General features: G+C 63.1%; 21 protein-coding genes. 16 read left to right on the plus strand and 5 right to left on the minus strand.

Annotated features, from left to right (window positions below):
* Window positions 1-14 precede the first annotated feature (14 nt).
* From infB to rbfA, 5 genes are all read left to right on the plus strand, one after another.
* Window positions 15-2,534, plus strand: a complete 2,520-nt coding sequence (infB, locus tag K3152_RS13705) for a translation initiation factor IF-2 (protein WP_221574694.1) — start codon at window positions 15-17, stop codon at window positions 2,532-2,534.
* Window positions 2,531-2,950 carry a PaaI family thioesterase gene (locus K3152_RS13710; protein ID WP_345719819.1) on the plus strand — a complete coding sequence of 140 codons (420 nt, stop codon included), beginning with the start codon at window positions 2,531-2,533 and terminating at the stop codon, window positions 2,948-2,950. Before infB ends, K3152_RS13710 begins: the two co-directional genes overlap by 4 nt.
* Window positions 2,947-3,492, plus strand: a complete 546-nt coding sequence (locus tag K3152_RS13715; protein WP_221574695.1) for a DUF1697 domain-containing protein — start codon at window positions 2,947-2,949, stop codon at window positions 3,490-3,492. The genes K3152_RS13710 and K3152_RS13715 overlap by 4 nt, the downstream gene beginning before the upstream one ends.
* A gap of 91 nt (window positions 3,493-3,583) precedes the next feature.
* Window positions 3,584-3,802 (plus strand): hypothetical protein, encoded by a 219-nt coding sequence (locus tag K3152_RS13720; protein ID WP_221574696.1) that lies wholly within the window; start codon window positions 3,584-3,586, stop codon window positions 3,800-3,802.
* Window positions 3,803-3,858: 56 nt separating this feature from the next.
* The gene (rbfA, locus tag K3152_RS13725; protein ID WP_040965536.1) at window positions 3,859-4,260 is read left to right on the plus strand and encodes a 30S ribosome-binding factor RbfA; all 402 of its coding nucleotides are present in this window, start codon (window positions 3,859-3,861) and stop codon (window positions 4,258-4,260) included.
* Window positions 4,261-4,263: 3 nt separating this feature from the next.
* Here the strand turns inward: rbfA and K3152_RS13730 are convergent, their stop codons facing one another.
* Entirely contained in the window at window positions 4,264-5,916 is a 1,653-nt protein-coding gene (locus tag K3152_RS13730; RefSeq protein WP_221574697.1) for an AbgT family transporter, read from the minus strand.
* A gap of 94 nt (window positions 5,917-6,010) precedes the next feature.
* Here K3152_RS13730 and K3152_RS13735 point away from each other — a divergent pair, with 94 nt between their 5' ends.
* Complete coding sequence (locus K3152_RS13735; protein ID WP_221574698.1) at window positions 6,011-6,589, plus strand: thymidine kinase; 579 nt, start codon at window positions 6,011-6,013, stop codon at window positions 6,587-6,589.
* A 4-nt stretch (window positions 6,590-6,593) separates the two neighbouring features.
* Here K3152_RS13735 and K3152_RS13740 read toward each other — a convergent pair whose 3' ends face one another.
* Window positions 6,594-8,417, minus strand: coding sequence for a DUF1963 domain-containing protein (locus tag K3152_RS13740; RefSeq protein ID WP_221574699.1), 1,824 nt, complete (start codon window positions 8,415-8,417; stop codon window positions 6,594-6,596).
* 138 nt (window positions 8,418-8,555) lie between these two features.
* On the opposite strand from K3152_RS13740, the gene K3152_RS13745 reads away from it, so the two are divergent.
* The 8 genes from K3152_RS13745 to K3152_RS13780 all read left to right on the plus strand — a co-directional run bounded on the left by K3152_RS13745 (window position 8,556) and on the right by K3152_RS13780 (window position 17,770).
* Window positions 8,556-9,245: a site-2 protease family protein gene (locus tag K3152_RS13745; protein WP_221574700.1), complete on the plus strand. Its 690-nt coding sequence runs from the start codon at window positions 8,556-8,558 to the stop codon at window positions 9,243-9,245.
* Window positions 9,242-10,162 (plus strand): tRNA pseudouridine(55) synthase TruB, encoded by a 921-nt coding sequence (gene truB / locus K3152_RS13750; RefSeq protein ID WP_221574701.1) that lies wholly within the window; start codon window positions 9,242-9,244, stop codon window positions 10,160-10,162. Before K3152_RS13745 ends, truB begins: the two co-directional genes overlap by 4 nt.
* A gap of 5 nt (window positions 10,163-10,167) precedes the next feature.
* On the plus strand, window positions 10,168-10,437 hold the full coding sequence (gene rpsO / locus K3152_RS13755) for a 30S ribosomal protein S15 (RefSeq protein ID WP_221431800.1): 270 nt from the start codon (window positions 10,168-10,170) through the stop codon (window positions 10,435-10,437).
* A 175-nt stretch (window positions 10,438-10,612) separates the two neighbouring features.
* Entirely contained in the window at window positions 10,613-12,889 is a 2,277-nt protein-coding gene (pnp, locus tag K3152_RS13760) for a polyribonucleotide nucleotidyltransferase (protein ID WP_221574702.1), read from the plus strand.
* Between the two features lie 179 nt (window positions 12,890-13,068).
* Window positions 13,069-14,130: a class I SAM-dependent methyltransferase gene (locus K3152_RS13765; protein WP_221574703.1), complete on the plus strand. Its 1,062-nt coding sequence runs from the start codon at window positions 13,069-13,071 to the stop codon at window positions 14,128-14,130.
* 78 nt (window positions 14,131-14,208) lie between these two features.
* On the plus strand, window positions 14,209-16,326 hold the full coding sequence (locus tag K3152_RS13770; protein WP_221574704.1) for a PA5441 family protein: 2,118 nt from the start codon (window positions 14,209-14,211) through the stop codon (window positions 16,324-16,326).
* 4 nt (window positions 16,327-16,330) lie between these two features.
* Entirely contained in the window at window positions 16,331-17,041 is a 711-nt protein-coding gene (locus K3152_RS13775; RefSeq protein WP_247713450.1) for a DUF3142 domain-containing protein, read from the plus strand.
* A 48-nt stretch (window positions 17,042-17,089) separates the two neighbouring features.
* Window positions 17,090-17,770: a polyamine aminopropyltransferase gene (locus K3152_RS13780; protein WP_221574705.1), complete on the plus strand. Its 681-nt coding sequence runs from the start codon at window positions 17,090-17,092 to the stop codon at window positions 17,768-17,770.
* Window positions 17,771-17,773: 3 nt separating this feature from the next.
* Here K3152_RS13780 and K3152_RS13785 read toward each other — a convergent pair whose 3' ends face one another.
* Together K3152_RS13785 and K3152_RS13790 are read right to left on the minus strand one after the other, a co-directional pair.
* On the minus strand, window positions 17,774-18,961 hold the full coding sequence (locus K3152_RS13785) for a GGDEF domain-containing protein (RefSeq protein ID WP_221574706.1): 1,188 nt from the start codon (window positions 18,959-18,961) through the stop codon (window positions 17,774-17,776).
* Between the two features lie 261 nt (window positions 18,962-19,222).
* Complete coding sequence (locus tag K3152_RS13790) at window positions 19,223-19,906, minus strand: GcrA family cell cycle regulator (RefSeq protein WP_221574707.1); 684 nt, start codon at window positions 19,904-19,906, stop codon at window positions 19,223-19,225.
* A gap of 75 nt (window positions 19,907-19,981) precedes the next feature.
* Here K3152_RS13790 and K3152_RS13795 point away from each other — a divergent pair, with 75 nt between their 5' ends.
* Entirely contained in the window at window positions 19,982-20,887 is a 906-nt protein-coding gene (locus tag K3152_RS13795) for an ABC transporter permease (RefSeq protein ID WP_247713451.1), read from the plus strand.
* 25 nt (window positions 20,888-20,912) lie between these two features.
* Here the strand turns inward: K3152_RS13795 and K3152_RS13800 are convergent, their stop codons facing one another.
* Window positions 20,913-21,692 carry a helix-turn-helix transcriptional regulator gene (locus K3152_RS13800; protein WP_221574708.1) on the minus strand — a complete coding sequence of 260 codons (780 nt, stop codon included), beginning with the start codon at window positions 21,690-21,692 and terminating at the stop codon, window positions 20,913-20,915.
* 336 nt (window positions 21,693-22,028) lie between these two features.
* Between K3152_RS13800 and K3152_RS14330 the strand changes: the two genes are divergently transcribed.
* Window positions 22,029-23,635: calcium-binding protein (locus tag K3152_RS14330; RefSeq protein WP_282098383.1), on the plus strand; the 1,607-nt coding region annotated here is incomplete at its 3' end.

The raw sequence follows: 23,635 nt of genomic DNA on the forward strand, positions 1-23,635 counted from the left end.
AGAAACGAGCAAGAATGAGCGACGACGACAAGAAACCGGCCCGTAAACCGCTGACCCTGAAGGGTGCGCAGCCGGGTGAGGTCAAGCAGACCTTCAGCCATGGCCGCACCAACAAGGTGGCGGTCGAGGTGAAGCGCCGCCGCAAGCTCACCAAGCCCGGCGAGACACCCGCCCCGGCACCTGCACCCGCGCCCGAACCGGAGGCAACCCCGGCTCCTGCGCCCGCACCTGCGGCCAAGAAACCCGCGCCCAAGAAGGCCGCCGCGCCTGCCGAAACGCCGCAGGAACGCGTCGCGCGTCTCCAGCGCGAGGCCGAGGAAGAGCGCCTGCGCCTCGCCGAAGAAGCGCGCAAGCGTGACGAGGAAAACGCCAAGAAGGCTGCCGAGGAAGAAAAGAAGCGCGTCGCCGACAACAAGAAGGCCGAGGCCGAGGCTGCGAAAAAAGCCAAGGAAGACGCCAAGAAGGCCAAGGATGAGCCTGCGCCCGCTGCCGAAGAAGAGGCCAAGGCCAAGCCGGCCGAAGCGGCCACTCCGACGCCTGTCGCGCGCAAGTTCACGCCGGTAAAGCGCCCCGAAATCAAGAAGCCGGAGCGCAAGAAGAAAGAAGAGAAGCCTGCGCGCGCGGAAGAAAAGCCCGACAAGCGCCGTTCGGGCAAGCTTTCGGTCAAGAAAGCTCTCAACGAGGACGAAGGCCGTCGCGCCCGTTCGCTCGCAGCCCTCAAGCGTGCGCGCGAAAAGGAACGTCGCCTCCAGGGTGGCGGCTCGAACAAGCCGCGCGAAAAGCAGGTCCGCGACGTGGTCGTGCCCGAAGCCATCACGGTTGGCGAACTCGCCAAGCGCATGGGCGAAAAGGGTGCCGACCTCGTGAAGGAACTCTTCAACCTCGACATGATGGTCACCGTCAACCAGACCATCGACCAGGATACGGCGGAACTGCTCGTCGAACAGTTCGGTCACAATATCCAGAAGGTGTCCGAAGCCGATGTCGATATCGCGGTCGAAGAGGATGTCGATCCCGAAGAAACGCTGAAACCGCGTCCGCCGGTCGTTACCATCATGGGCCATGTCGACCACGGCAAGACCAGCCTGCTCGACGCACTGCGCGGTGCAAACGTCACCAAGGGCGAAGCCGGCGGCATCACGCAGCATATCGGCAGCTACCAGGTGAAGACCAAGGGCGGCGACACGATCACCTTCCTCGACACGCCGGGCCACGCTGCCTTCACCCAGATGCGCCAGCGCGGTGCCAACATCACCGATATCGTGGTGCTGGTTGTCGCAGCCGATGACGGCATTATGCCGCAGACCATCGAGGCCATCAATCACACCAAGGCCGCCGGCGTCCCGATGATCGTCGCCATCAACAAGATGGACAAGCCCGAGGCGAACCCGGACAATGTCCGCACCCGCCTGCTCGAGCACGAAGTCATCGTGGAATCGATGTCGGGCGATGTGCAGGACGTCGAAATCTCCGCGAAGGCCAAGACCGGCCTCGACGAACTGCTCGAGAAGATCGCGCTCCAGGCCGAACTGCTCGAACTGAAGGCGAACCCCGACCGCATGGCCGAGGCGACCGTCATCGAGGCGCAGCTCGACAAGGGCCGCGGCCCCGTTGCCACCGTGCTCATCACGCGCGGTACGCTGGAACGTGGCAACACCTTCGTCGTCGGCACCGAAAGCGGCCGTGTCCGCGCCATCGTCAACGACCAGGGCAAGCAGATTAAGAAGGCCGGTCCTTCGATGCCGGTCGAGGTCCTCGGCCTCGGCGGCGTTCCGAGCGCAGGTGACGTCCTGACCGTTGTCGAGAACGAACAGCGCGCCCGCGAAGTTGCTGCCTATCGCCAGGAAAAGGCGACCGAGAAGCGCACCGCTCTGGCTCCGACCAGCTTCGATACGATGTTCAACAACCTCGCATCGAATGTCATCGAATTCCCCGTGCTGGTGAAGGCCGACGTGCAGGGTTCGGTCGAGGCGATTACCTCGGCGCTGCACAATCTTTCGAACGATGAAATCAAGGTCCGCGTGCTGCACGCAGGCGTTGGCGCCATCACCGAAAGCGACGTCACGCTGGCTTCGGCCTCGAACGCGCCCATCATCGGCTTCAATGTGCGTCCCAATGCAAAGGCACGCGAGCTGGTGAAGCGCGACGGGGTGGAGATGAAGTATTACGACGTCATCTACCACCTGACCGAGGAAATCGCGAAGGAGATGGCGGGCGAACTGGGTCCGGAGCGGATCGAGAACGTCGTCGGCCGTGCCGCAGTCAAGGAAGTGTTCCGTTCGGGCAAGAAGGACAAGGCCGCCGGCCTGCTGGTCGAGGAAGGCGTCATCCGCAAGGGGCTGCACGCACGCCTCACGCGCGAAGACGTCATCGTCTCGGCCACGACCATCGCCTCGCTGCGCCGCTTCAAGGACGACGTGGACGAGGTCCGCGCAGGTCTCGAATGCGGTGTGGTCCTTGCCGACACCAACGACATCCAGCCGGGCGACCAGCTCGAGGTGTTCGAGGTCGAGGAGCGTGAACGCACGCTGTGAGCGCCGACCCGACGAAGCACGCATTGGGCGCCGCGCATGCGGAACTGATGGGCGTCGAGTTCGACCATTTCGATGCGGAGCGTGAGGAAATCACGCTCCGCTTCAATGCTCCTATGAGCTTCATTACCCCACGCGGGAGCGTTCAGGGTGGTCTTGTGGCGGGCTTCCTCGACGAGGTGATGGGCTGGGCGCATGTCTGGGCCACCAAACACGAGGAAGCGCCGCTCAATCTCGACATCAACATGACGCTGCTGCGTCCGGTCATGGCCGGGCCGCTGGTCGGCAAGGGACGCGTCATCCGGCGCGGTCGGCGCGTGATTTTCCTCGAAGGCGAACTGTTCGACGAGAGCGGAAACCTCCTCGCGCGCTCGACCAGCACTGCCATCCCGACACCGCGTCCGGGCAGCGAGAAATGACCACGCGGCTCGCCCTTCTGGGCAGCATCAATATCGGCGGCAACCGCATCAAGATGGCCGATTTGCGCGAACGGCTGGCGAAGCGCGGTTTCGGGAAGGTCGAAACAGTCGCGGCCAGCGGCAATGTCGTTTTCGCGAGCGACGAAGCCGAGGATGAACTGGCCGCTCGCATTGCTACTCTCATCGAAGAGGAATTCGGCATCGCCGGCTTTGCCGTGGTGCGGACGAAGGACGAGGTGCGCTCGGCCATCGAGGACAATCCCTTTCACGGCGAAGGCTCGGACAAGATGGTGCACTCCATCTTCCTGCCCCATGCCCCCGTCGAGGGCGGCTTCGAGGCGCTGTTGCAGGCGCACCGCGATCGCGGTGCCGAACGCCTCGCACTGGATGACCGCGTGCTCTATCTGGACTATGTCCACGGCGTCGGCGTATCGGACCTCACCGGACGGTTCATCGAAAAGCGCCTCGGCTGCCGGGGCACCGCGCGGAACATGACCTCGCTCAAACGCATTCTGGCAAAGATGGAAGAATTCGCCGGTTAGTGATGACTTGTCCTGCGTAAAAGTCGAGCAGGTAACTGAAAGCTAACAGGTTCAGCCTTAGGACCCCTCCGAAGAAGCGGAGGAATTTACAGTGCAGGATGATGACCCGACTGTCGGCAAGGCCATCTGGAGGCGGCTCAGCACAAACGCGCGTGAAGAGTGGCCGAATGCAAAGCGTAATTTCATTCAGGAGGAGGTCGATCACCAGCTTCTGGAGGTGGGCATCCCGTGGTTCGGTTCGCTCAAGGCGACCCGCTATTATTTCCTCGGTCTTTTCCTGTTCATGGCGTTTTGCGTCATCCTGTTCTAAACCTGTAGGCGCTACCACGCTTGCGCAGGTGACCGCTTGCCGCCTATGGGCGCGCGATGGCAAAGCACCAGCAATCGACTCCCGAACAGCAATCGGTCCGCGTCCTCAAGGTGGGCGAGCGGGTGCGGCATATCCTGTCCGAACTGCTCGCGCGGGGAGAGGCGCATGACGACACGCTGCGTGCCTCGAACATCTCTGTCACCGAGGTGCGGATGACGCCCGACCTGCGCAACGCCAAGGCCTATGTGAAGCCGCTCTTGGGACAGGACGAGGCGGCCGTGCTCAAGGCGCTGCGCACCAATACGGCATTCTTCCAGAAGGAAGTCGCCAAGCGGCTGGGGCTGAAATTCGCGCCCAAGCTTGCCTTCCAGCCCGACGAAAGCTTCGACGAGGCGGACCGTATCGAGCAGCTGCTCTCCGACCCCAAGGTCGCGCGCGACCTCGAGGACGAAGACTAGGCCTTATTCCGCAATCGCGGGCGCGGCCATTTCGGGCAGCGCATAGCCTACCGGTGCGTCCGGCCCCAGCGGAATGCCGAGATAGAACCACAGCACGATCAGTGCCGTGCCCGAAATGAGCAGCCACACCGAATAGGGCAGCATCATCGCGGTCAGGCTGCCGAGCCCGAAATCCTTCTGCCAGCGCTGCGCGAAGACGAGGATGAGCGGGAAGTAGACCATCAGCGGCGTGATGATGTTGGTCGCGCTGTCGCCCACGCGGTAGGCCGCGGTTGCGCCTTCCGGGCTGATGCCGAGCAGCATGAGCATCGGCACGAGGATGGGGGCAAGCAGCGCCCATTTCGCGCTCGCCGAGCCGACGAACAGGTTGAGCAGCGCCGCAAACAGGACCATCAGCCCGAGCACAAGTGGCAGCGGCAGTCCGGTGCTCTCGATGCCCGCTGCGCCATGGACGGCGGTGATGAGGCCGAGGTTCGACCAGCCGAACATCGCGACGAAGTGTGCCGCAGCGAAGGCGAGGACGAGGTAATAGCCCATGTCCTTCATGCTTTCTGCCATCATGTCCACCAGGTCGCGGTGGTCCTTGATCGTGCCCGCCGCACGGCCATAGGCCCAGCCGGTCAGGAGGAAGAGCAGGAAGAAGCCGGCGACGAGGCTGCGGTAGAGCGGGGCAAGCTCGGTGTGGATGGAGCAATCGACAATCGCCGAGCCGTCCTCTGCAAGGCAGGCGGCCTCATCGACCAGCGGGGTGCCGGGGGCGAAGACCATGACCAGCCACAGGGCGACCACGCCCAGCGCGGCGAGCCCTGCTGCGCGAAGGCCCTTGGAGGCTGCGGCATCGTCGATATCGGTCGGGTCGGGGCTGGTGTCCGAAGCGTCGACACCGGCGGTCGCGCCGCCCTTCCACGGGCCGAGGCGCGGCTCGATGACCTTGTCGGTGACGTACCAGATGATGGGGAGGAACAGGAAGGTCATCGCGCTAATGAAGTACCAGTTGCCCGCGATGTTCGCGGTCCATGCCGGGTCGAGCGCGGAAGCTCCCACGGCCTCCTCGGTAATCCCGAACAGCAACGCGTCGAGCTGGCCGGGCGAGATATTGGCCGAGAAGCCGCCCGATACGCCTGCAAATGCGGCTGCAATGCCCGCGAGCGGATGGCGTCCGGCAGCTGCAAACAAGATACCTGCGAGCGGGATGAGGACCACGTAACCCGCGTCCGCCGCATGGTTGCCCAGCATGGCGACCAGCGCGACCACCGGGGTGAGGAGCGATTTCGGGGCAGCCTTGACCGCCTTCGACATGCCGGCAGCGAAGAAGCCCGAACGCTCGGCAACACCAGCACCCAGCATCACCACCAGCACATAACCCAGCGGGTGGAAGTGGGTGAATGTCGCGGGCATTTCGACCCACAGGCGCTGGATATTCTCGGGCGACAGCAGGCTGACCGCCTCGATAATCAGAGCGCCGCCCGTGCTCTCGTCAAGCGCGGTGGGGTGGACCGCCGAAACGCCCGACAGCGATGCGATGACCGAAATCACCACCAGCGCGATAATCAGGTAGAAGAAGATGAAGACCGGGTCGGGCAGCTTGTTGCCCGTCCTTTCCACCCAGCCGAGGATGCCGGTCTGCGTGCTTGCTGCGGTTTGCGCTTCTGCCATCTTTCGTCCCTGTAATGCGTCCGTTGGGGCGTCTTCCCCAATCCTGTCTGTCGCCCTGCTTAACAGCCCTGCCGCTTGAGGCTAGTCCTGCGGTATGGCCAAGCTCTATTTCTATTATGCCAGCATGAATGCGGGAAAGAGCTCGACGCTGCTCCAGACCGCCTTCAACTATGGCGAGCGCGGGATGAAGGTCTCGCTATGGACCGCCGCGCTGGATGACCGGCCCGGTTTCGGCGCGATTTCGAGCCGCATCGGCCTCGCCAGCGATGCGCATCGCTACGAGGCGGACACCGATATCGAGGCGCGCGTGCTGGAAGAGCACAAGGAAACCGAGCTTGCTTGCGTGCTGGTGGACGAGGCGCAGTTCCTGACCAAGGAACAAGTCTGGCAGCTAGCGCGGCTGGCCGACGAGGCGGGCATTCCCGTGCTTTGCTACGGCCTGCGCACCGATTTCCAGGGCGAACTCTTTCCCGGCTCGGCAGCATTGCTCGGCATCGCAGATGCGCTGGTCGAGATGAAGGCCGTGTGCGATTGCGGGCGCAAGGCGACGATGAACCTGCGCGTCGATGCAAACGGCAAGGCGGTAAGCGAAGGTGCGCAGACCGAAATCGGCGGCAACGACCGCTATGTCGCCATGTGCCGCAGGCATTTCAGCGAGGCGCTGGAGGGCTGAGGCCTCAGGAACACTCGAAGGTCAGCTCCGCCTTGTGCCAATTGCCGGCCGCGAGGTCGTCCGGCGAAATCCAGAAGTGATAGACGCCCATGTCGCCAAACCGGAATTCTGGCAGGTCGTCGTAGGTGATCTGGAGTAGCAGGTGATCGCTCATGTGCGCGTAGATGCCGTCCTGCGGGCTGGCGCCCACCCCGAACATCTGGTGCATCGCTTGTGACGGACGGCGATAGCCACCGTTAAGGTAGGCAAGCACTTCGTCCGGAAGCGCTGAGACTGCCGCGTGATTGCCAGTCATCATCCGTCGGATGCTTGCGGACCGCAGGTCCTCCATCCGGTAAGCTACGTGGAAGCCGCAAATTTCACTGAAGTTGTCCTGCACCTCGCGCATCGCTTCTCCAAGGATTTGCGTCTCCTCGGGCCTCATCTCGCTCCAGGGATCGCGACCTTCGACGAATTGTTCGAAATGGCCGATGAAGTCCGCCAATTCGCGGCCCTTTTCCTCGATTTTCGGGATTGCGCTGCGATAGTTTTCCTCGGTCGCCTCGGCGGAAGCGATCTTTGCGGCGCTGGGCTGCGGTTCGGCGGCAAGACGGCGCTGGTAGTCTCGGCTGGCGGCAATGCTGTCATACTGGCTCTGGATGCGTCGGGGCACTCCTGCGAGCGAGGTGCGCAGCTGCCGCAGTAACAGGTCCGCGCCATACCACCACATGGTGTCGAGGCCTGCGGTTCTTTCCTGGTCGTAACTGCCTGCGGTGAAGGCATAGCCGCGGCCCGGCACCAGCCGGTCGAGCGCGGCAAACTGGGCTGTCTCGATCTCTTCGATGATCTCGTAATCGTCGCAGGGATCGGGCAGGTCCTGAGGCAGGGCGAGGCGCATCAAATCGACCGGCCAGAAGGGAAAGGCCTGGTGCGAGATATGCGAGGCATGTTCCGGCAGCGGACAATCGTCCTCGGCATAGGCTGGCGGCAGATCATGCGGGGCCGGGGTAATTGGGAAATCGCCTTCGGGCACATGGATCACCGCGCCATCGTTGATGAAAAAGGCGAGGGAACCCGATTGTGGAAGCGGGGTATCGGGATTGGCGGCAGCGACTTCGGCGAGATCGATCTGCGCCACGAATGGCAGCGGGACGCCCTTGGCGCTGCGTGGCCATTCAGCATGGCCGAGACGCGGGAGGCCTCCGAAATGCGAGCGGTCTCCCGACCAGTCTCGGTCCTTCTCGCGCGCCTTTCGGACAATGGCGATCGGATCGACCCGCTTGCCGTGAGGCGTCGCCTTGCGAATGCGTTCTTCTGCCATCGCGAAAGCCCGGTCGACCAGCTCGTCGGGAATGTCGCCCTCGAAGGCCGGGAAGGCGCGTTTCAATTCTTCCTGTGTCGGACGGCGCTCTCCCAGCCGGACTTCGAGTGGCAGGAGGAGGCCGCTGTGTCCGGTGTCGGGCTGGTCCTGAAGTGGCGGCGGAGGCGGAGGAGGAGGAGGAGGAGGTGAACCCGTTTCGAGGTTCGCCACGCCCGACAGCGCGCGTTTGCGCGAAATGGCTTCGGGGACAGGATCGGGAGAGGTGAAGCTGGGTTTGGGAATGCTCGGCATCGAGAACTGCGGCAGTCCTATGCCGAGCCTCACGAGCACGCCGAAGAATGCGATGATGCCGAGCACGATAACAACCGGCTCGCGTCCGAATGCATCGACGACCGGGACGAAAATCGCATTGACCAGAGCGCGCGCCATTTCGCCTTTGCCCGTGGCGGCCTCTCCCTCGATAGGCACATGCCACACCATCACGGCGAGGCAGATGCAGAACAGGGCCACGGCAGAGCCTGCTTTCATTTTTCCGATTTGTGAGATCAACATTCGGCTCCGGACTAGCTCACCTCGCCATAGTATATTCGGGTTAAAGCCAATTTAAGCAGGGACTTGTCGCTCGCGTCTTTACCTAGGCGCGTGCGATGCCCATGTGGTCTGGTAATGTTCGAGACTCTCACGCTGGCACTGATACTCGTGCCCTGCCTCATCATCGCCATCGTCTTCCATGAGGTCGCGCATGGCTGGACCGCGCTGGCGCTCGGCGACACCACGGCGCGCGACATGGGTCGGTTGACGCTTAACCCAATCAAGCATGTCGACCCGGTCGGGACCCTGCTCGTTCCGGGCGCTCTGGCGCTGTTCGGCGGGCCGATTTTCGGCTGGGCCAAGCCGGTGCCGGTCAATGCGCGCAGGCTCGACAACCCGCGCTATGGCATGATGGCGGTCGCTGCCGCGGGGCCGGGGACGAATATCCTGCTCGCGCTCATCGGGGCGGTGGTGTTCGGCATCATTTCCGGCTTCACCATGAATTGGGGCGGGACGATCCCGGAATTGATGTCCAACGCCTTTGCCTATTTCATCCTCATCAATGTGTTTCTGGCGCTGTTCAACATGCTGCCGATCCCGCCTTTCGACGGCTCGCATATCGTGGGAGGATTGCTCCCGCGCAGCTGGGCAAAGGGTTGGCAGAAGCTGCAGGCCATGGGGATGTTGCTCATATTCGTACTGATCGCAGCAACTTGGGCGTTTCCCGATGCCCGTTGGATCGAACGGATTTTCTTCGGCCCGGTGGTCTGGCTCGTCGAGCAAATCTACGGCGTATCCCAAGTCGTTTCGCGGCTGATCGCATGACCGAGCGGACCAAACCCGCACCGCACGGCTGGCTGCTGCTCGACAAGCCGCGCGAGCTTGGCTCGACGCAGGCGGTCGGGCTGGTGAAGCGCGTGCTGAGGCAGGGCGGCTACAAGAAGACCAAGGTCGGGCATGGCGGCACGCTCGACCCGCTGGCGGAAGGCGTGCTGCCCATCGCGTTGGGCGAGGCGACCAAGCTGGCCGGGCGGATGCTCGATGCGAGCAAGATCTACGACTTCACCGTATCCTTCGGGACGCAGACCGATACGCTCGATACCGAGGGCGAGGTGGTCGCCACTTCCGACCACGTGCCCACCGGTGAGGATATCGCGGCCATCCTGCCGCAGTTCACCGGAGCCATCGAGCAGGCCCCTCCCGCCTATTCCGCCATCAAGATCGACGGCAAGCGGGCCTATGACCGTGCGCGGGCGGGCGAAGAGGTGGTGATGAAGCTGCGCGCGACGACCATCCACTCGCTCGAAATCCTCGACAGCGAACCTGCGGCCGTCACCCTGCGCGCCCATGTCACGAAGGGCACATACATCCGTTCGCTTGCACGGGACATCGCGCTGGCCCTTGGAAGCGTGGGCCACGTCACCTACTTGAGGCGCATCAAGGCTGGCCCTTTCACCGAGGAACAGGCGATTTCGCTGGACTCGGCAGAGGAAATCGCTAAGGGCGCGCCAATCGAAAACCTTCTCCTGCCGCTAGAGGCCGGACTGGACGACATCCCGGTCCTCAGCCTCGAACCCGACAGCGCGCAGGCGGTCCGCCAGGGCCGGGTATTGTCGGACCTGTCCCATAGCGACGGGCTCCACCTTGCGAAGCTGGGAAAAACCCCGGTGGCATTGATGGAACTCGAAGCTGGCTCGGCCAAGGTCGTGCGGGGTTTCAACCTACCGGATGTCGCGGAGTAGAATGAATGTCGGTTACCACCGAGCGTAAAGCTGAAATCATGAAGGACCACGCACAGGGCAAGGGCGACACCGGTTCGCCGGAAGTCCAGGTCGCGATCCTGACCGAGCGTATTCGCAACCTCACCGATCACTTCAAGGCCAATCACAAGGACAACCACTCGCGTCGTGGTCTCCTCATGATGGTCAACAAGCGCCGTAACCTGCTCGCCTATCTCAAGAAGAAAGATGTCGAGCGTTACAACGCCCTGATCGCGAAGCTGGGTCTTCGTAAGTAAGAATTCTCGGAGGGGCGGCCAAGAGGTCGCCCTTCTTTCTATTTGGCCTCCTGCGCAATTCGGTGCGGGAGTATCAATGGGGCTGATGGAATGCCCCGAACCGGACCGGGACGGTACACCCGGCACTGTAGGCCCCGCACCGCAATGAGGCCGTGCGGGTCATCAAGGAAAATACATGTTCGACAAGAAAACCGTATCGATTGAATGGGGCGGAAAAACCCTCACTCTCGAAACCGGTCAGATCGCCCGTCAGGCTGACGGCGCCGTGCTGGCCACCTATGGCGAAACCGTGGTGCTGTGCGCCGTGACCGCCGCCAAGAGCGTCAAGGAAGGCCAGGACTTCTTCCCGCTGACCGTTCACTACCAGGAAAAATTCTCCGCCGCGGGCCGTATCCCGGGTGGCTTCTTCAAGCGCGAAGGCCGCGCCACGGAGAAGGAAACGCTGACTTCGCGCCTGATCGACCGCCCCGTGCGTCCGCTCTTCCCCGAAGGCTTCTACAACGAAATCAACGTCATCTGCCAGGTTCTCTCGTTTGATGGCGAGACCGAACCCGATATCGTCGCGATGATTGCCGCTTCGGCTGCGCTGACCATCTCGGGCGTGCCCTTCATGGGCCCGATCGGCGCTGCACGCGTCGGTTTCCGCAATGGCGAATACGAACTCAACCCGAGCCTTGCGACCGCGCTCGACGAAGAAGGTCGCCTCGACCTCGTCGTCGCCGCAACGCAGGACGCGGTGATGATGGTCGAATCCGAAGCCAAGGAACTGACCGAAGAGGAAATGCTCGGCGCCGTCATGTTCGCGCATGACGAAAGCCGCAAGGTCATCGGTGCGATCATCGATCTGGCCGAACAGGCTGCCAAGGATCCGTGGGAAATCGACACTTCGGACGATACCTCGGCGATCAAGGAAAAGCTTCGCGGCATCATCGGTGACGATATCGCCGCTGCCTACAAGCTAACCGACAAGTCGGCCCGCTCGGACGCGCTCAACGAAGCACGTGCCAAGGCCAAGGAAGCATTCGCGGAAGAAGAAGCTCAGACTCAGCTCGTCGCTAACAAAGCGGTGAAGAAGCTCGAAGCGGAAATCGTTCGCGGCGCCATCATCAAGGACGGCACCCGTATCGACGGCCGCAAGCTCGACCAGGTTCGCCCGATCGAAGCCATGGTCGGCCTGCTTCCGCGTACGCACGGTTCGGCGCTGTTCACCCGCGGTGAAACGCAGGCGATTTGCACCACCACGCTGGGCACCAAGGATGCCGAGCAGATGATCGATGGTCTGGAGGGTCTCTCTTACAACCACTTCATGCTGCACTATAACTTCCCGCCGTACTCGGTCGGTGAAGTCGGCCGCTTCGGTTTCACGGGTCGCCGCGAAACGGGTCACGGCAAGCTCGCATGGCGCGCCCTGCACCCGGTGCTGCCCGACCACGAGGACTTCCCCTACACGATCCGCGTCCTGTCGGACATCACCGAGTCCAACGGCTCGAGCTCGATGGCGACCGTTTGCGGTGGCTGTCTGTCGATGATGGATGCTGGCGTTCCGATCGAACGTCCGGTTTCCGGCATCGCCATGGGCCTGATCCTCGAAGGCGACGAATTTGCCGTCCTGTCGGACATCCTGGGTGACGAAGATCACCTTGGCGACATGGACTTCAAGGTTGCCGGTTCGGAAAACGGCATCACCACCATGCAGATGGACATCAAGGTTGCCGGCATCACGCAGGAAATCATGGCCAAGGCGCTGGAACAGGCGAAAGCCGGTCGCCAGCACATCCTCGGCGAGATGGCCAAGGCTCTCGGCTCGGCACGTACCGGCGTTTCGAAGCACGCTCCGCGCATTGAGACCATGCAGATCGACAAGTCGAAGATCCGTGACGTCATCGGTACGGGCGGCAAGGTGATCCGCGAGATCGTCGCCGAAACCGGTGCCAAGGTCGACATCGACGATGAAGGCGTGATCAAGATTTCGTCGAGCAATGCCGACGAGATTGAAGCCGCGAAGAAGTGGATCGAAGGCATTGTCGAAGAGGCGGAAGTCGGCAAGATCTACACCGGCAAAGTCGTCAACATCGTCGACTTCGGCGCATTCGTGAACTTCATGGGCGGCAAGGACGGTCTCGTCCACGTCAGCGAAATGAAGAACGAGCGCGTCGAAAAGCCGACCGACGTCGTGTCGGAAGGCCAGGAAGTGAAGGTCAAGGTCCTCGAAATCGACCAGCGCGGCAAGGTCCGCCTGTCGATGCGCGTGGTCGACCAGGAAACCGGCGAAGAGCTGGAAGATACCCGTCCGCCGCGCGAACCGCGTGGTGACCGTGGCCCGCGTGGCGGCGGTGGCCGTGGCGGCGACCGTCGCGGCGGTGGTCGTGGTCCGCGTGGTGGCGGCCGTGACCGCGGCGGCAACAACGACGGGGGCGGTGAAGCCCACGTGCCTGACTTCCTGAAGGACTAAGTCTTTCGGACCCGAGACATGAAGAGGGGCCGCGGGTTCGCCTGCGGCCCCTTTTTCGTGCGCGAGTGAAACTGTGCTAGAGCCTTGCTCCACCGCAGGAGAGCCTTCGAAGGGCCGAGTCGCGGAGCACACCATAAACCGGTCGCCCGGGTCGCTTGTCCAGCACGAGGGAGAGCGAAATGGTCCAGCAGATTGACATGAACAGGGTTGAAGAACTCGCCGGCAAGGTGATCGGCGACGTGGCAGGCGCAATGAGCCTGTTCATGGCCTATATGGGCGACCAGGCCGGAGTCTTCGACAAACTCGATGGGCAGGGGCGCGTCTCGCTGGACAAGGCGGCGGCGCTGACCGGTCTCAATCCGAAATATCTCCATCAATGGCTCGGCTCTGTCTGCGCCGCGGGATACATCACCTTCCACGAAGAGGACGAGACTTTCGAAGTCACGCCCGAGCAGGCGCTCATCATGGGGCGCGAGGGGCAGCCCGCCTGCATGCAGGGCTTCATCGAACTGCTGGTCGCGCAATACGCTGCGCACGAGAAGGCCGTCGAGACTTTCAAGACGGGGGAGGGACGCGGCTGGGATCAGCACCTGCCATGCTGTTTCAGCGGCATCGACCGCTTCTTCCGCCCAGGGTACGTCGCGAACCTGGTCGACGAATGGATCCCTTCTCTTGATGGTGTCGAGCAGAAGCTGAAGGACGGTGCGAGCATCGTCGACATCGGCTGCGGCCATGGCTCGTCGAGCATCCTCATGGCCAAGGCCTATCCCAATTGTACTGTCTACGGCATCGACTTCCACGAAGCCTCGATCGAGGCAGCCCGCCAGCAGGCAAAGGATGCAGGCGTCGAGAATGTGAAGTTCGATGTCGCCCGTGCACAGGATTACAAGGGCAGTGATTTCGACTTCGCCTGCATCTTCGATGCCTTGCACGATATGGGCGATCCGGTCGGCGCGGCCAGACATATCCGGGAGACGCTGAAGGAGGACGGCACGCTGATGCTGGTCGAACCGATGGCGGGCGACAGCATGGCGGAAAACATGCATGCGCTTGGCCAGATCTTCTATGCCGGCTCCACCCTCATGTGCACGCCTGCCAGCCTTGCGCAGGAGGTCGGCCTCGGGCTCGGCGCGCAGGCAGGCCAGAAGCGGCTCACCGAAGTGCTGAACGAGGCGGGCTTTTCGAACGTCCGCCGCGCCTCGGAAACGCCGACCAACATGGTGCTCGAAGTCACCGCCTGAAATCGGCTGCACGGCCATTGAATATTCAGGCACGGCGTGAAATTGTTTTCCTCAAAGGCACTGCAGGGGAGCAAGGCGATGCGCGGTTTGAGGGCTTTGGCGATGGTGCTGTTCGCTGCGGTGCTCTGGCCTGCCACCGCGCAGGCCAGCGGCGGATACAGCTGCGGCGCGAGCTGGTCGCTGGAATCGCCTGACACGGACTGTGCGAGCACCGTGGTCATTTCTCCCGGCAACGACACGCGGGTCAATCTGCTGCTTCTGATGCGCGAAAGCGCTTCGCCCAGACCGGATGCGCCGCCGCTGCAAAGGGGCTGGGAGTTCCAGGAATACGGGAACACGTTCTTCGAGTGGCAAATGCTCGCCGATGCGCTCTTTCCCGCAAGCCCGAGGCCGGGATACCCGCAATTCTACGGCACCCGCTGCCAGAGTGTGAAAGGGGGCGGCGAGGTGTTCATGGCGGCGGTGACGCGCAACGGGCGGGTAGGGCCGATGGACCGGCTCAAGCTGGCCGAAGGACGCGTGGCGCTGGTCTCGCAATGTGAGGGCGACCTCTCCACGCGCGAACTCGACAGGCTGACCGTGCAGCGCAATTATATCTCCCCCGCAGCCGGGGAGTTCGGGACCTATATAATCGGCGCTTCCGCCTTCTATGCCTCGGACTGGCGCACGGCCGCAGCGAAGTTCTCCGCGCTGAAGAAAGCAAAGGACGCGTGGGTGCGCGAAGCGGCGTATTACATGGTCGCCCGCACCGCGCTGGCAATGGCGAATGACAGCGCGGTCAACGAATGGGGCTATTTCGATGCCGACAAGACCGACCTGCAAGCCGCGTCGCTGGCTCGCTCGGCGCTGGCCGATTACCTCAAGGCCTATCCTTCGGGCCGTTTTGCGAATTCGGCCCGGGGCCTCCTACGCCGCGCGACCTGGCTAGGCGGCGAGGCCTCGCGTCAGGGTGAGCACTACGCCCGCCTGCTCGCAAGCGTCGACCCTCACAGCGTTCCAGCACGCGAACTGCTCGAGGAGATCGACAACAAGTTCCTCCTGCGCAGCGATGTCGCCAAGGCCATGCACGGCCCCCTCCTGCTCGCTGCGCACGACCTGCTGCGGATGCGTAGGAGCGAAGACGGCGGCGATGCTTTGGGCGCCTATTCGCGCTATGGTGGCAAGCTGCTGAGCGCGAAAGACCTTGAGGCACAGGCGAGCGCATTTGCGGAGCGGCCGGACCTCTACAGCTTCCTGAAGGCGAACCACGCCTATTACGTGGCGAAGGATTATCGGCGCGTGCTCCAGCTTGTGCCCGACGATGCCCGGCGCAAGTCCTACACGCCGCTGCAATTCAGCCGGCAGGCGCTGCGCGGGATGGCGCTGGCGAAACTGGGTGACCGCAACGAAGCAGGCTTCTGGCAGGAACTGCTCGTCGGGGCCGGCACGGCATACCAGCGCCCGACTGCAGAACTGGGGCTGGCGCTTGCGTGGGAGCGCGCGGGGCAGGTCGAGAAAGCCTTCGCCGCCAATTCCCCCATCCGCGATGCGCGGATCAGGGAGCGGCTGCTGGAGTATTCCGCCGGGCCGCAACTGCTTCGGCAGGTGGCGAGCAAGACCGCACAGAGCGGGGAAGAGCGCGACCTTGCGGCCTATGTCCTGCTCTACCGCGAACTGTCGCATGGCCAATACGCATCGGCCTTGCGCGATCTGGGCCTGGTGAGAAAGGGGGCGCCCACAAATCACTATGACGAAAAGACATATGAGCCCCTGACCCCGGTCGGCCTGTTCACCTCCGGCAAGTTCTCGCAAGCCTACGCCTGCCCCGCCTTGCGCGAGACATTGGGGCGGCTTTCGCGCAGCGCCAGAGACGTGCAGGGTCGCCTGTGCCTCGCGGAGTTCTACCGGCTCAACGGCTTCGACGACCACTACCTCGACTACGAGCAGGCCGAAGGCACACTCGGCAGCTACGCCGACTATCCGGGCAAGCCTGTTCCGCGCAGCGCCATCTATGACGCAATCATCGCCGAACCCGGCGTTCCGCGCGATGCCAAGGCCTACGCGCTGTACCGCGCCATCCATTGCTACGCGCCGTCCAAATATTCGACTTGCGGTGGGGAGCAGGTGCCCGAGGCCAAGCGGGGAGCATGGTTCCGGCGCCTGAAGGGCGAGTTCGGTGACACCCGCTGGGCGAAGGAGGCCAAGTATTACTGGTAGGCGGATGAAGGCGCGGCTCTCGATGGCGCTCGCCTTGCTGGTGGCAGCCTGCTCCTCGCCCGCGCCCGAGCCGCGACCGGTCGACCCGCAGGACTATGCCGATTTTTTCCTGTGGAGCGGCGTGAAGCCGCCCGATTATCTCTCCGAGGCCAAGAGCGTCTATCTCCACTGGGGCGAGGTAAGGCGCAACGACCCCGAGAATATTCTCCCGCTCCGTCGCGCCGTGCCGCAAAATCCGGGGCCGGACCTCTGGCTGGTGGTTCGCGCAGACCGGCTGGATTGGGGCGAAGCGGCCTACACGCAGTTGTTCGCGCAGGTCACGCGGTGGCAGGCGGCGGGCAATCCCGTTGTCGGCATCCAGGTCGATTTCGATTCCGCCACGCTGAAGCTCGGGACCTATGCCAGTTTTCTGAAAGACCTTCGCCGCCGGATGCCCGACGACCTCAAGCTCTCGGCGACCGGCCTGATGGACTGGACCAATGGCGCAGCCGATGCCGACCTTGCCGCCCTCTCCGGCGTGCTCGACGAAATCGTAGTGCAGACCTATCAGGGGCGGATCACCGTTCCCGGCTACGAAGCCTATCTGCCCTCGCTCGAACGCCTGCCGCTGCCCTACCGCGTGGGCCTCGTCGAAGGCGGCGAATGGCAGGCACCGGCATCGCTCTCCGACGACCCCGAGTTTCTCGGCTATGTCGTATTCCTGCTGCCCGAGTGACACGCAAAGCGCTTTCCCATTGCTGCCGCAGCGCCTAGGGAGCGGCGCATGTTACCGCGCGAAGAAATAGCCACAGCCCAGATACCCGGAGGCGACACGCTGACGCTGGTCAGCCACGGGCGGGATTTCATCATCATGCTCGGCCGCAACGAGCTGATGGGCACCCGCATGCAGTTCAGCGAGGAACAGCTTGCCGAACTGACCCTGGCAGAATTGCGCACCAGCTCGCCGCGCGTTCTCATCGGCGGCTACGGAATGGGCTTCACCTTTCGCAAGGCGCTGGAGAAATGCGGGGCCAAGGGCGAGGTGGTGGTCGCCGAAGTCGTGCCCGAAATCCTCGAATGGGCCGAGGGGCCGCTGTCGCACCTGACCGGTGATACGCTCAAAGACCCGCGCGGCGAGGTGGTGCTGTGCGATGTGGCGGCGCTGATCGACGATGCCAATGACGGCACCTGCGCCAAGTGGGATGCCATCCTGCTCGATGTCGACAACGGACCCGACGGCATCGTGCGCGACGGCAACGAGCGGCTCTATTCGCGCACCGGCCTCGGCAAGGCGCGCGATGCGCTCAATCCCGGCGGCGTGCTGGCGGTATGGTCCGCCGCACCCGACCACAAGTTTCGCCAGAGGCTTAAGGATGCCGGTTTCGAGGTCGAAGAGCGCAGGGTTCGTGCCCGCCCCAACAACAAGGGCCCGCAGCACACCATCTGGTTTGCCCGCAAGGGCTGACGGTCAGCTGGCCGCGACTTCGCTGAGAGACGCGGAAGGCCGGAATTCGCTCAGCGTGAGGCTGCGGTTCCGTCCGCTTTCCTTGGCCGCATAAAGCGCGCGGTCGGCCCGCTTCATGGCCGCTTGGAGCGTGTCTTCGGGTTGCATGGCCGAAAGCCCTGCGCTGGCGGTCACCGGATAGGGCAGGTCGGAAACAGCGTCGCGGATGGCGATCGTCAGGCGACGCCGTGCGGTCTCTGCCACGTTTTGCCAGTTGTCGGCATAAACCAGCAGCACGAATTCCTCCCCGCCGAGGCGCGCGACGAACAAGTCGTCGCCCTGCAAGCCCTTGGCAGCTGCCACGAGAACCTTGTCGCCGACATCGTGGCCGAAGCGGTCGTTGATTTGCTTGAAATGGTCGCAATCGACGATGGCGATGCCATCCGGGCGCCTGTTCACGCTGCTGTTGAAATGCTGTTCCAGCCCGCGGCGGTTGGCGATGTTGGTGAGCGGGTCGAGCGCAGTAGCCAGCTTGGCCGCGCGCATGTCTGCCAGCGCACGGTCGCGCTCGTCGCGAATGCGCATGAAGCCGTCGGACACACCCATAGCAGTCACCACGAATTCCAGCATGACGGCAGCAACCATGGCGGTGAGGTAATAGGGCAGCATCCCGCCGACGATAAGCTCGTGCAGCAGAGCCGCGAAACCCACCCCGAGTGCGGGCGCCCATGCAATTGCCTGGAAAAGCGCCGCACGGCTGCCTTTCCTGATGGCTTCGGCAAGTCCCCAGGCCAGCATGCAGGCAAAGCCCAGCAGGACCATATCGTGCAACCAATCGAGCTTGCCCGCGAAGACGACGGCGGGAAGCAATGCGATCGGAATAAGGCTCACCGGCAGCATCATGCGCAAGAGGCGGCGTGCCTGACGCACGACGACACGGCGCTCGATATAGGTGGCGAGCAGGGGGCCGCAGACGGCAAGGCTGATGTCAGTGGCTATCGCACCGGCCAGCAGACGCTCGGCATCGCCCAATCCCAACAGGTTGGGCAGCAGCGGTGAAAGCGCCCAGACCATTACCGCCAGCGCGCAGACGCGGACGACAATCCAGAGGAGGAATTGCTGGCGTATGATCGGGAACAGCGCCGCAGCGGTGCCGCCGAAGATAAACGCGCTCGCAAAGAAGGCGCCAAGCGTGGCGCTTGTCCAATCCATCTTTCGCCCCATTGCCATGGCAAAAAACGTGCCGGTCCCTGGTGCCCCCTGTTTGGCATTAAGGCATGACAAGCTGGTCAACCGATTTGGTAACCAGCGATATAAGAAATATTGGGAAGCCCCATGATTCCCAAAGCTTGGCCGCGTTAAGGAATGGCGACCGAACAGTAAATATTCATGCCCTGAACCAGAAAGCCCGCCCGCTCCCTTGGGAGAAGCGGACGGGCTTTCCTGAATATCCGGAATGGCTAGCCGGGCGCCTCAGCGCACGCGCGGACCGCCGAACGGCAGGGGCGGAGGGGGGCGGCGCGCACCGCGCGGCAGCTGTGCCTGATAAGCCCGTCCGCAATGTTCGACGCAATAGGGGAAGCCGGGGTTCACCGCTTCGCCGCAGAAATGGAAATCGGGTTCGCCCGGGTGCCCCATCGGCCAGCGGCAGACCTTGTCCGACAAATCGAGCAGGCTGGTCTTGTCGGCAATCGACGGGTCGGGCTTGGCCGGCACGAGACGGCGCGGAGGCGCGGGCGGGATCGGCGGCTGCTGGTCGCCGGGACCCTGCCGCAGAAAGCCGCCGGGGCCGACCGAGACGATTTTCGGCAGGTCGGGGCGCTTGTCCGGAAGCGGCTGCGACGGGATGGCCGCATCGGGCTTCATCGCAGGCTTGGCAGCCGGTTGCGCGGGCGCAGGTGCCGGAGCCGGTGCGGCCGCGCGCGGTGCGACCTTCTTCGGAGCCGGTTTCGGCGCGGCAGGCTTGGGCTTGGGAGCCGCTTTCTTCTTCTCCGCCGCCTTCACGGGCGAGGGGCGCGACTTGAGGCCAAGGCGGTGGGCCTTGCCGATGACCGCGTTACGGCTGACGCCGCCCAGTTCCTCGGCAATCTGGCTGGCGGTCGAGCCGCCTTCCCACATCTTCTTCAGCGTCGCGATCCGTTCGTCGGTCCAGCTCATGCGAATCAAATATCCTTCGTGTCTCCGCCATTGGCTGTCTTGCCAGCGGAAGTGCTTGGCCCTAGGCGCACGCCCATGGCCGATCAAGTCCAACCCGCTCCCGCGCCTGCTACCGGCAGCGATGATGCCTCTTTCACCGATAATACGGGTAAGGGGAGGGGCAGTTTCCCGAAACGCGGAGAGCCTGTGATTACCGGCATCAACCGCGTGGGATTATGGAGCCTCTATATTAAGGAGGTCCGGCGGTTTCTCAAGGTCCAGACGCAGACAATCTGGGCCCCTGCCGTCACCACGCTGCTGTTTCTCGTGATTTTCACCGTCGCACTGGGCCGCGAGGGGCGCGAGGTGCTGGGGGTGAACTTCGCCACTTTCGTTGCGCCGGGGCTCATCGTGATGGGCATGATGCAGAACGCCTTTGCCAATTCGAGCTTCTCGCTGCTCTCGGGCAAGATACAGGGCACGATTATCGACTTGCTGATGCCGCCGCTGTCGACCGGCGAACTGATGACCGGCATCGTGGCGGCTGCCGTGACCCGCGCACTCGCCGTCGGCTGTGCAGTCGCGCTCGCAATGATGTTCTATCCCGGCGTGGACCTCTCGCTCGCGCATCCGTGGGCGGTGGCGTGGTTCGGCCTGATGGGCGCGGTGATGCTGGCGCTGATGGGGCTGCTCGCCTCCATCTGGGCGGAAAAGTTCGACCACAACGCGGCCGTCACCAATTTCGTGATTGCCCCGCTCAGCCTGCTGTCGGGCACATTCTACGTCATCGACAACCTTGCCCCGCTGTTCCAGATGATCAGCCGGTTCAATCCGTTCTTCTACGTGATCAGCGGTTTTCGCTTCGGCTTCCTCGGGCAGAGCGACATCGGCGACACCAATGCGGCAGTTATCCAGAGCGCCGTGGGGCTCGGCGTGGTCAACCTCGTCTTCGCCTTCGTCGTCTACCGTATCCTCGCCTCGGGCTGGAAAATCCGCAGCTGACGGCAAGTTTTGCCGGCAAACTGCGTCAGAGAATTCCGTAGCGATATCCCTTGGCGACCGCTTCCGCGAGCGTTTGCGCCTGCAACTTCTTGCGCAGCCCCGAAAGGTGCATGTCGACAGTCGGAACCGCGATCCCGTAGCGGAAGGCGATTTCCTGTCGCTGCAGCCCGGCGGCAAGACAGCCCAGGACATCCTTCTCGCGCGCGGTGAGGTTGTAGGAAAAGCCCTCGACTGTCGCGTCCATCAACGGCCGGATGCGTCCCATCAATGCGAAAGCGGCGACCTGCAACTCGCCGAATTTTTCGCGCGCCACCGCAGCCCCTCCCGTGTCGCCTGCGAAGACGAAGCAAAAAAAGCGGCTCTGCTGCGATCCGGGCGCCATCGGCGCATGTCCGATAATGGCGATGCCATCTTCGATGCCGTGCCTGGCGCATTCGGTCTGTACCCTGCGCGACGCGGGATTGAACGCTTCGATCTCGTCCAGGAAAGGCAGGCCGATGTTGAACACGGTCGTCGGATTTTCAGGTGAGAGATCGCCGGCCTTGAGCAGCGTGTAATCGTCGGGTGCGAGTTCCTCGGTAAACTCCTCGAGGAACGGTTCGGGAAGGAGCGAGCCGTTGAACTCGTTCACCTGTCCCTGTCCGTGTGCCAGTTCGAAGCCGCCGAAATTGCAATGCTCCACCCCCAGCGCATGAATGTAGCGATAAAACTGGGCGATGGGCTCGTCGGCACCTTCGGGCATGGGTTGGCCGACCTCGGGAGAGGCGTGAAGCTGCGTCAGGAAATCAGCAAGTTCCGTGCTCATCGCACCACCCCGCTAGGCGCTGTAGCGCTGTGGACATGCCCTAACTTCTTATAGGTTGCGGTTCGATGTCATTTCCTGCATTTAGTAAAGGTTGGGCCGGGGCAGCTTCTGTGGAAGTAAATGGGGCCTGCGTCCTGATAGAGTGTGGAAAAAGTCTGCCGGGTGTCGGAAACATACATTCCAAAGGCTCTTCGAGACTTTATTCAGGGGCAATCACAGGGGGCGTGGGCCACTCGTAGCACACGTATACTTATGCGCGATCTGCGCAGCGCTTTCGCTCGCCTTGTACAAATCGGTCAATCTGGCCGGATTTAGATATCAAGCGGGGGCGCTAAAATGGCCGATTTCACTGGTGGTGCAGGCAACGACAATTTCACCGGAACCGAAGATGCGGAGACGATCGAGGGCCTCGGCGGCAACGATACGCTGCGCGGCGAGGGCGGTGACGACACCATCACTGGCGGCGACGGCGACGACACGATCTACGGCGGCACAGGGTCGGATTCGCTCGACGGCGGCGCCGACGACGATACCATCCATGGCGGCATTGGCGACACCATCGACGGCGGCACCGGGTATGATGAGGTCCTGCTCGACCTGCGCGCGCTGGTTCAGGCCGCCAATGTAGACCTCTCGGTGCTGAACGGGGGCGGCACGGTCGATTTCGGCAGCGGCACGACGATCACCGGCATCGAAACCGGTGTCATCGAACTCGGCATCTATGACGACATCGTCCAGATGAGCACTTACGGCATCGACCTTTACGCAGGCGACGGTGCCGACCAGGTCACGGGCAGCACGGGCAACGACCGCGTCTGGGGCGAGGAAGGCGACGACACGATCACTGGCGGCGCCGGGCTCGATTACCTCCACGGCGGCAATGGCAACAACACCATCGACGGCGGGACAGGCGACGACACCATCATCGGCGGCACCGGTGTCGACAACCTCTCGGGCGGCGACGACAACGATACGATTTCGGCTGGCGAGGGCGACGACACGCTGAACGGCGGCGCGGGCGACGACGTGCTCGAAGGCGGCCTTGGCGGCGACACGATGACGGGCGGCACGGGCAACGACACCTATGTCTTCGGTTTCGGTATCCCGCGTTCCGAAAGCTCGCCCTCCACAATCGACACCATCACCGATTTCGAAGGTGCCGGGGTCGCGGGCGGCGATCTCATCGACCTGCCCAGCTTCAACAACATCAGCGGCAACTTGCCGCTCGCCTTCAATGCGGACGAGGTGGATTTCGACTTCCAGGGCCTAGGCGGAAACTCGGGCGTCCAGCTTCCGGCCGAATATGTCGGCGACGGCTTCGTCGACGTCTCGTGGAACTACAACGCGGCCGAAAACCGCGTCGAACTGTGGGTCGATGCCGATGACGACGGCCAGTTCTCCGAAGAGGACATGCTGATCTACCTCACCGGCGTGACCAGCTTCTCGGTCGACGATCTGGTCGACAATTTCGTCGTCTGGCGCGGCACGGGCGGGGCAGACAACTGGACCGGCAACGACCTCAACAACACTGGCTATGGCATCGGCGGCAACGACACGATGGACGGCGGGCTCGGCACCGACCGGCTGTATGGCGGCGAAGGCAACGACACGATCTATGGTGGTGGTGATAACGACCAGCTCTGGGGCGATGCGGGCGATGACGAACTGCATGGCGGGGCGAACAACGACACGCTGAGCGGCGGTGACGATAACGACACCATCTATGGCGGCACCGGGTCGGACAACATCAATGGCGATGCTGGCGACGACTTCCTTTACGGCGAAGGCGGCAACGACACATTTACCGACTATTACGGCAACAACACGTTCGACGGCGGTGACGGCGACGACCGGATTACCGTTTATAATTACGACGATGCGACCGTTGCTACCACGCAGTCTATCAGCGGCGGTGCGGGTAGCGATATCATCACCAGCACACG

Origin of the sequence: Qipengyuania polymorpha (assembly GCF_019711435.1) — a bacterium.
GTDB lineage: Bacteria > Pseudomonadota > Alphaproteobacteria > Sphingomonadales > Sphingomonadaceae > Qipengyuania > Qipengyuania polymorpha.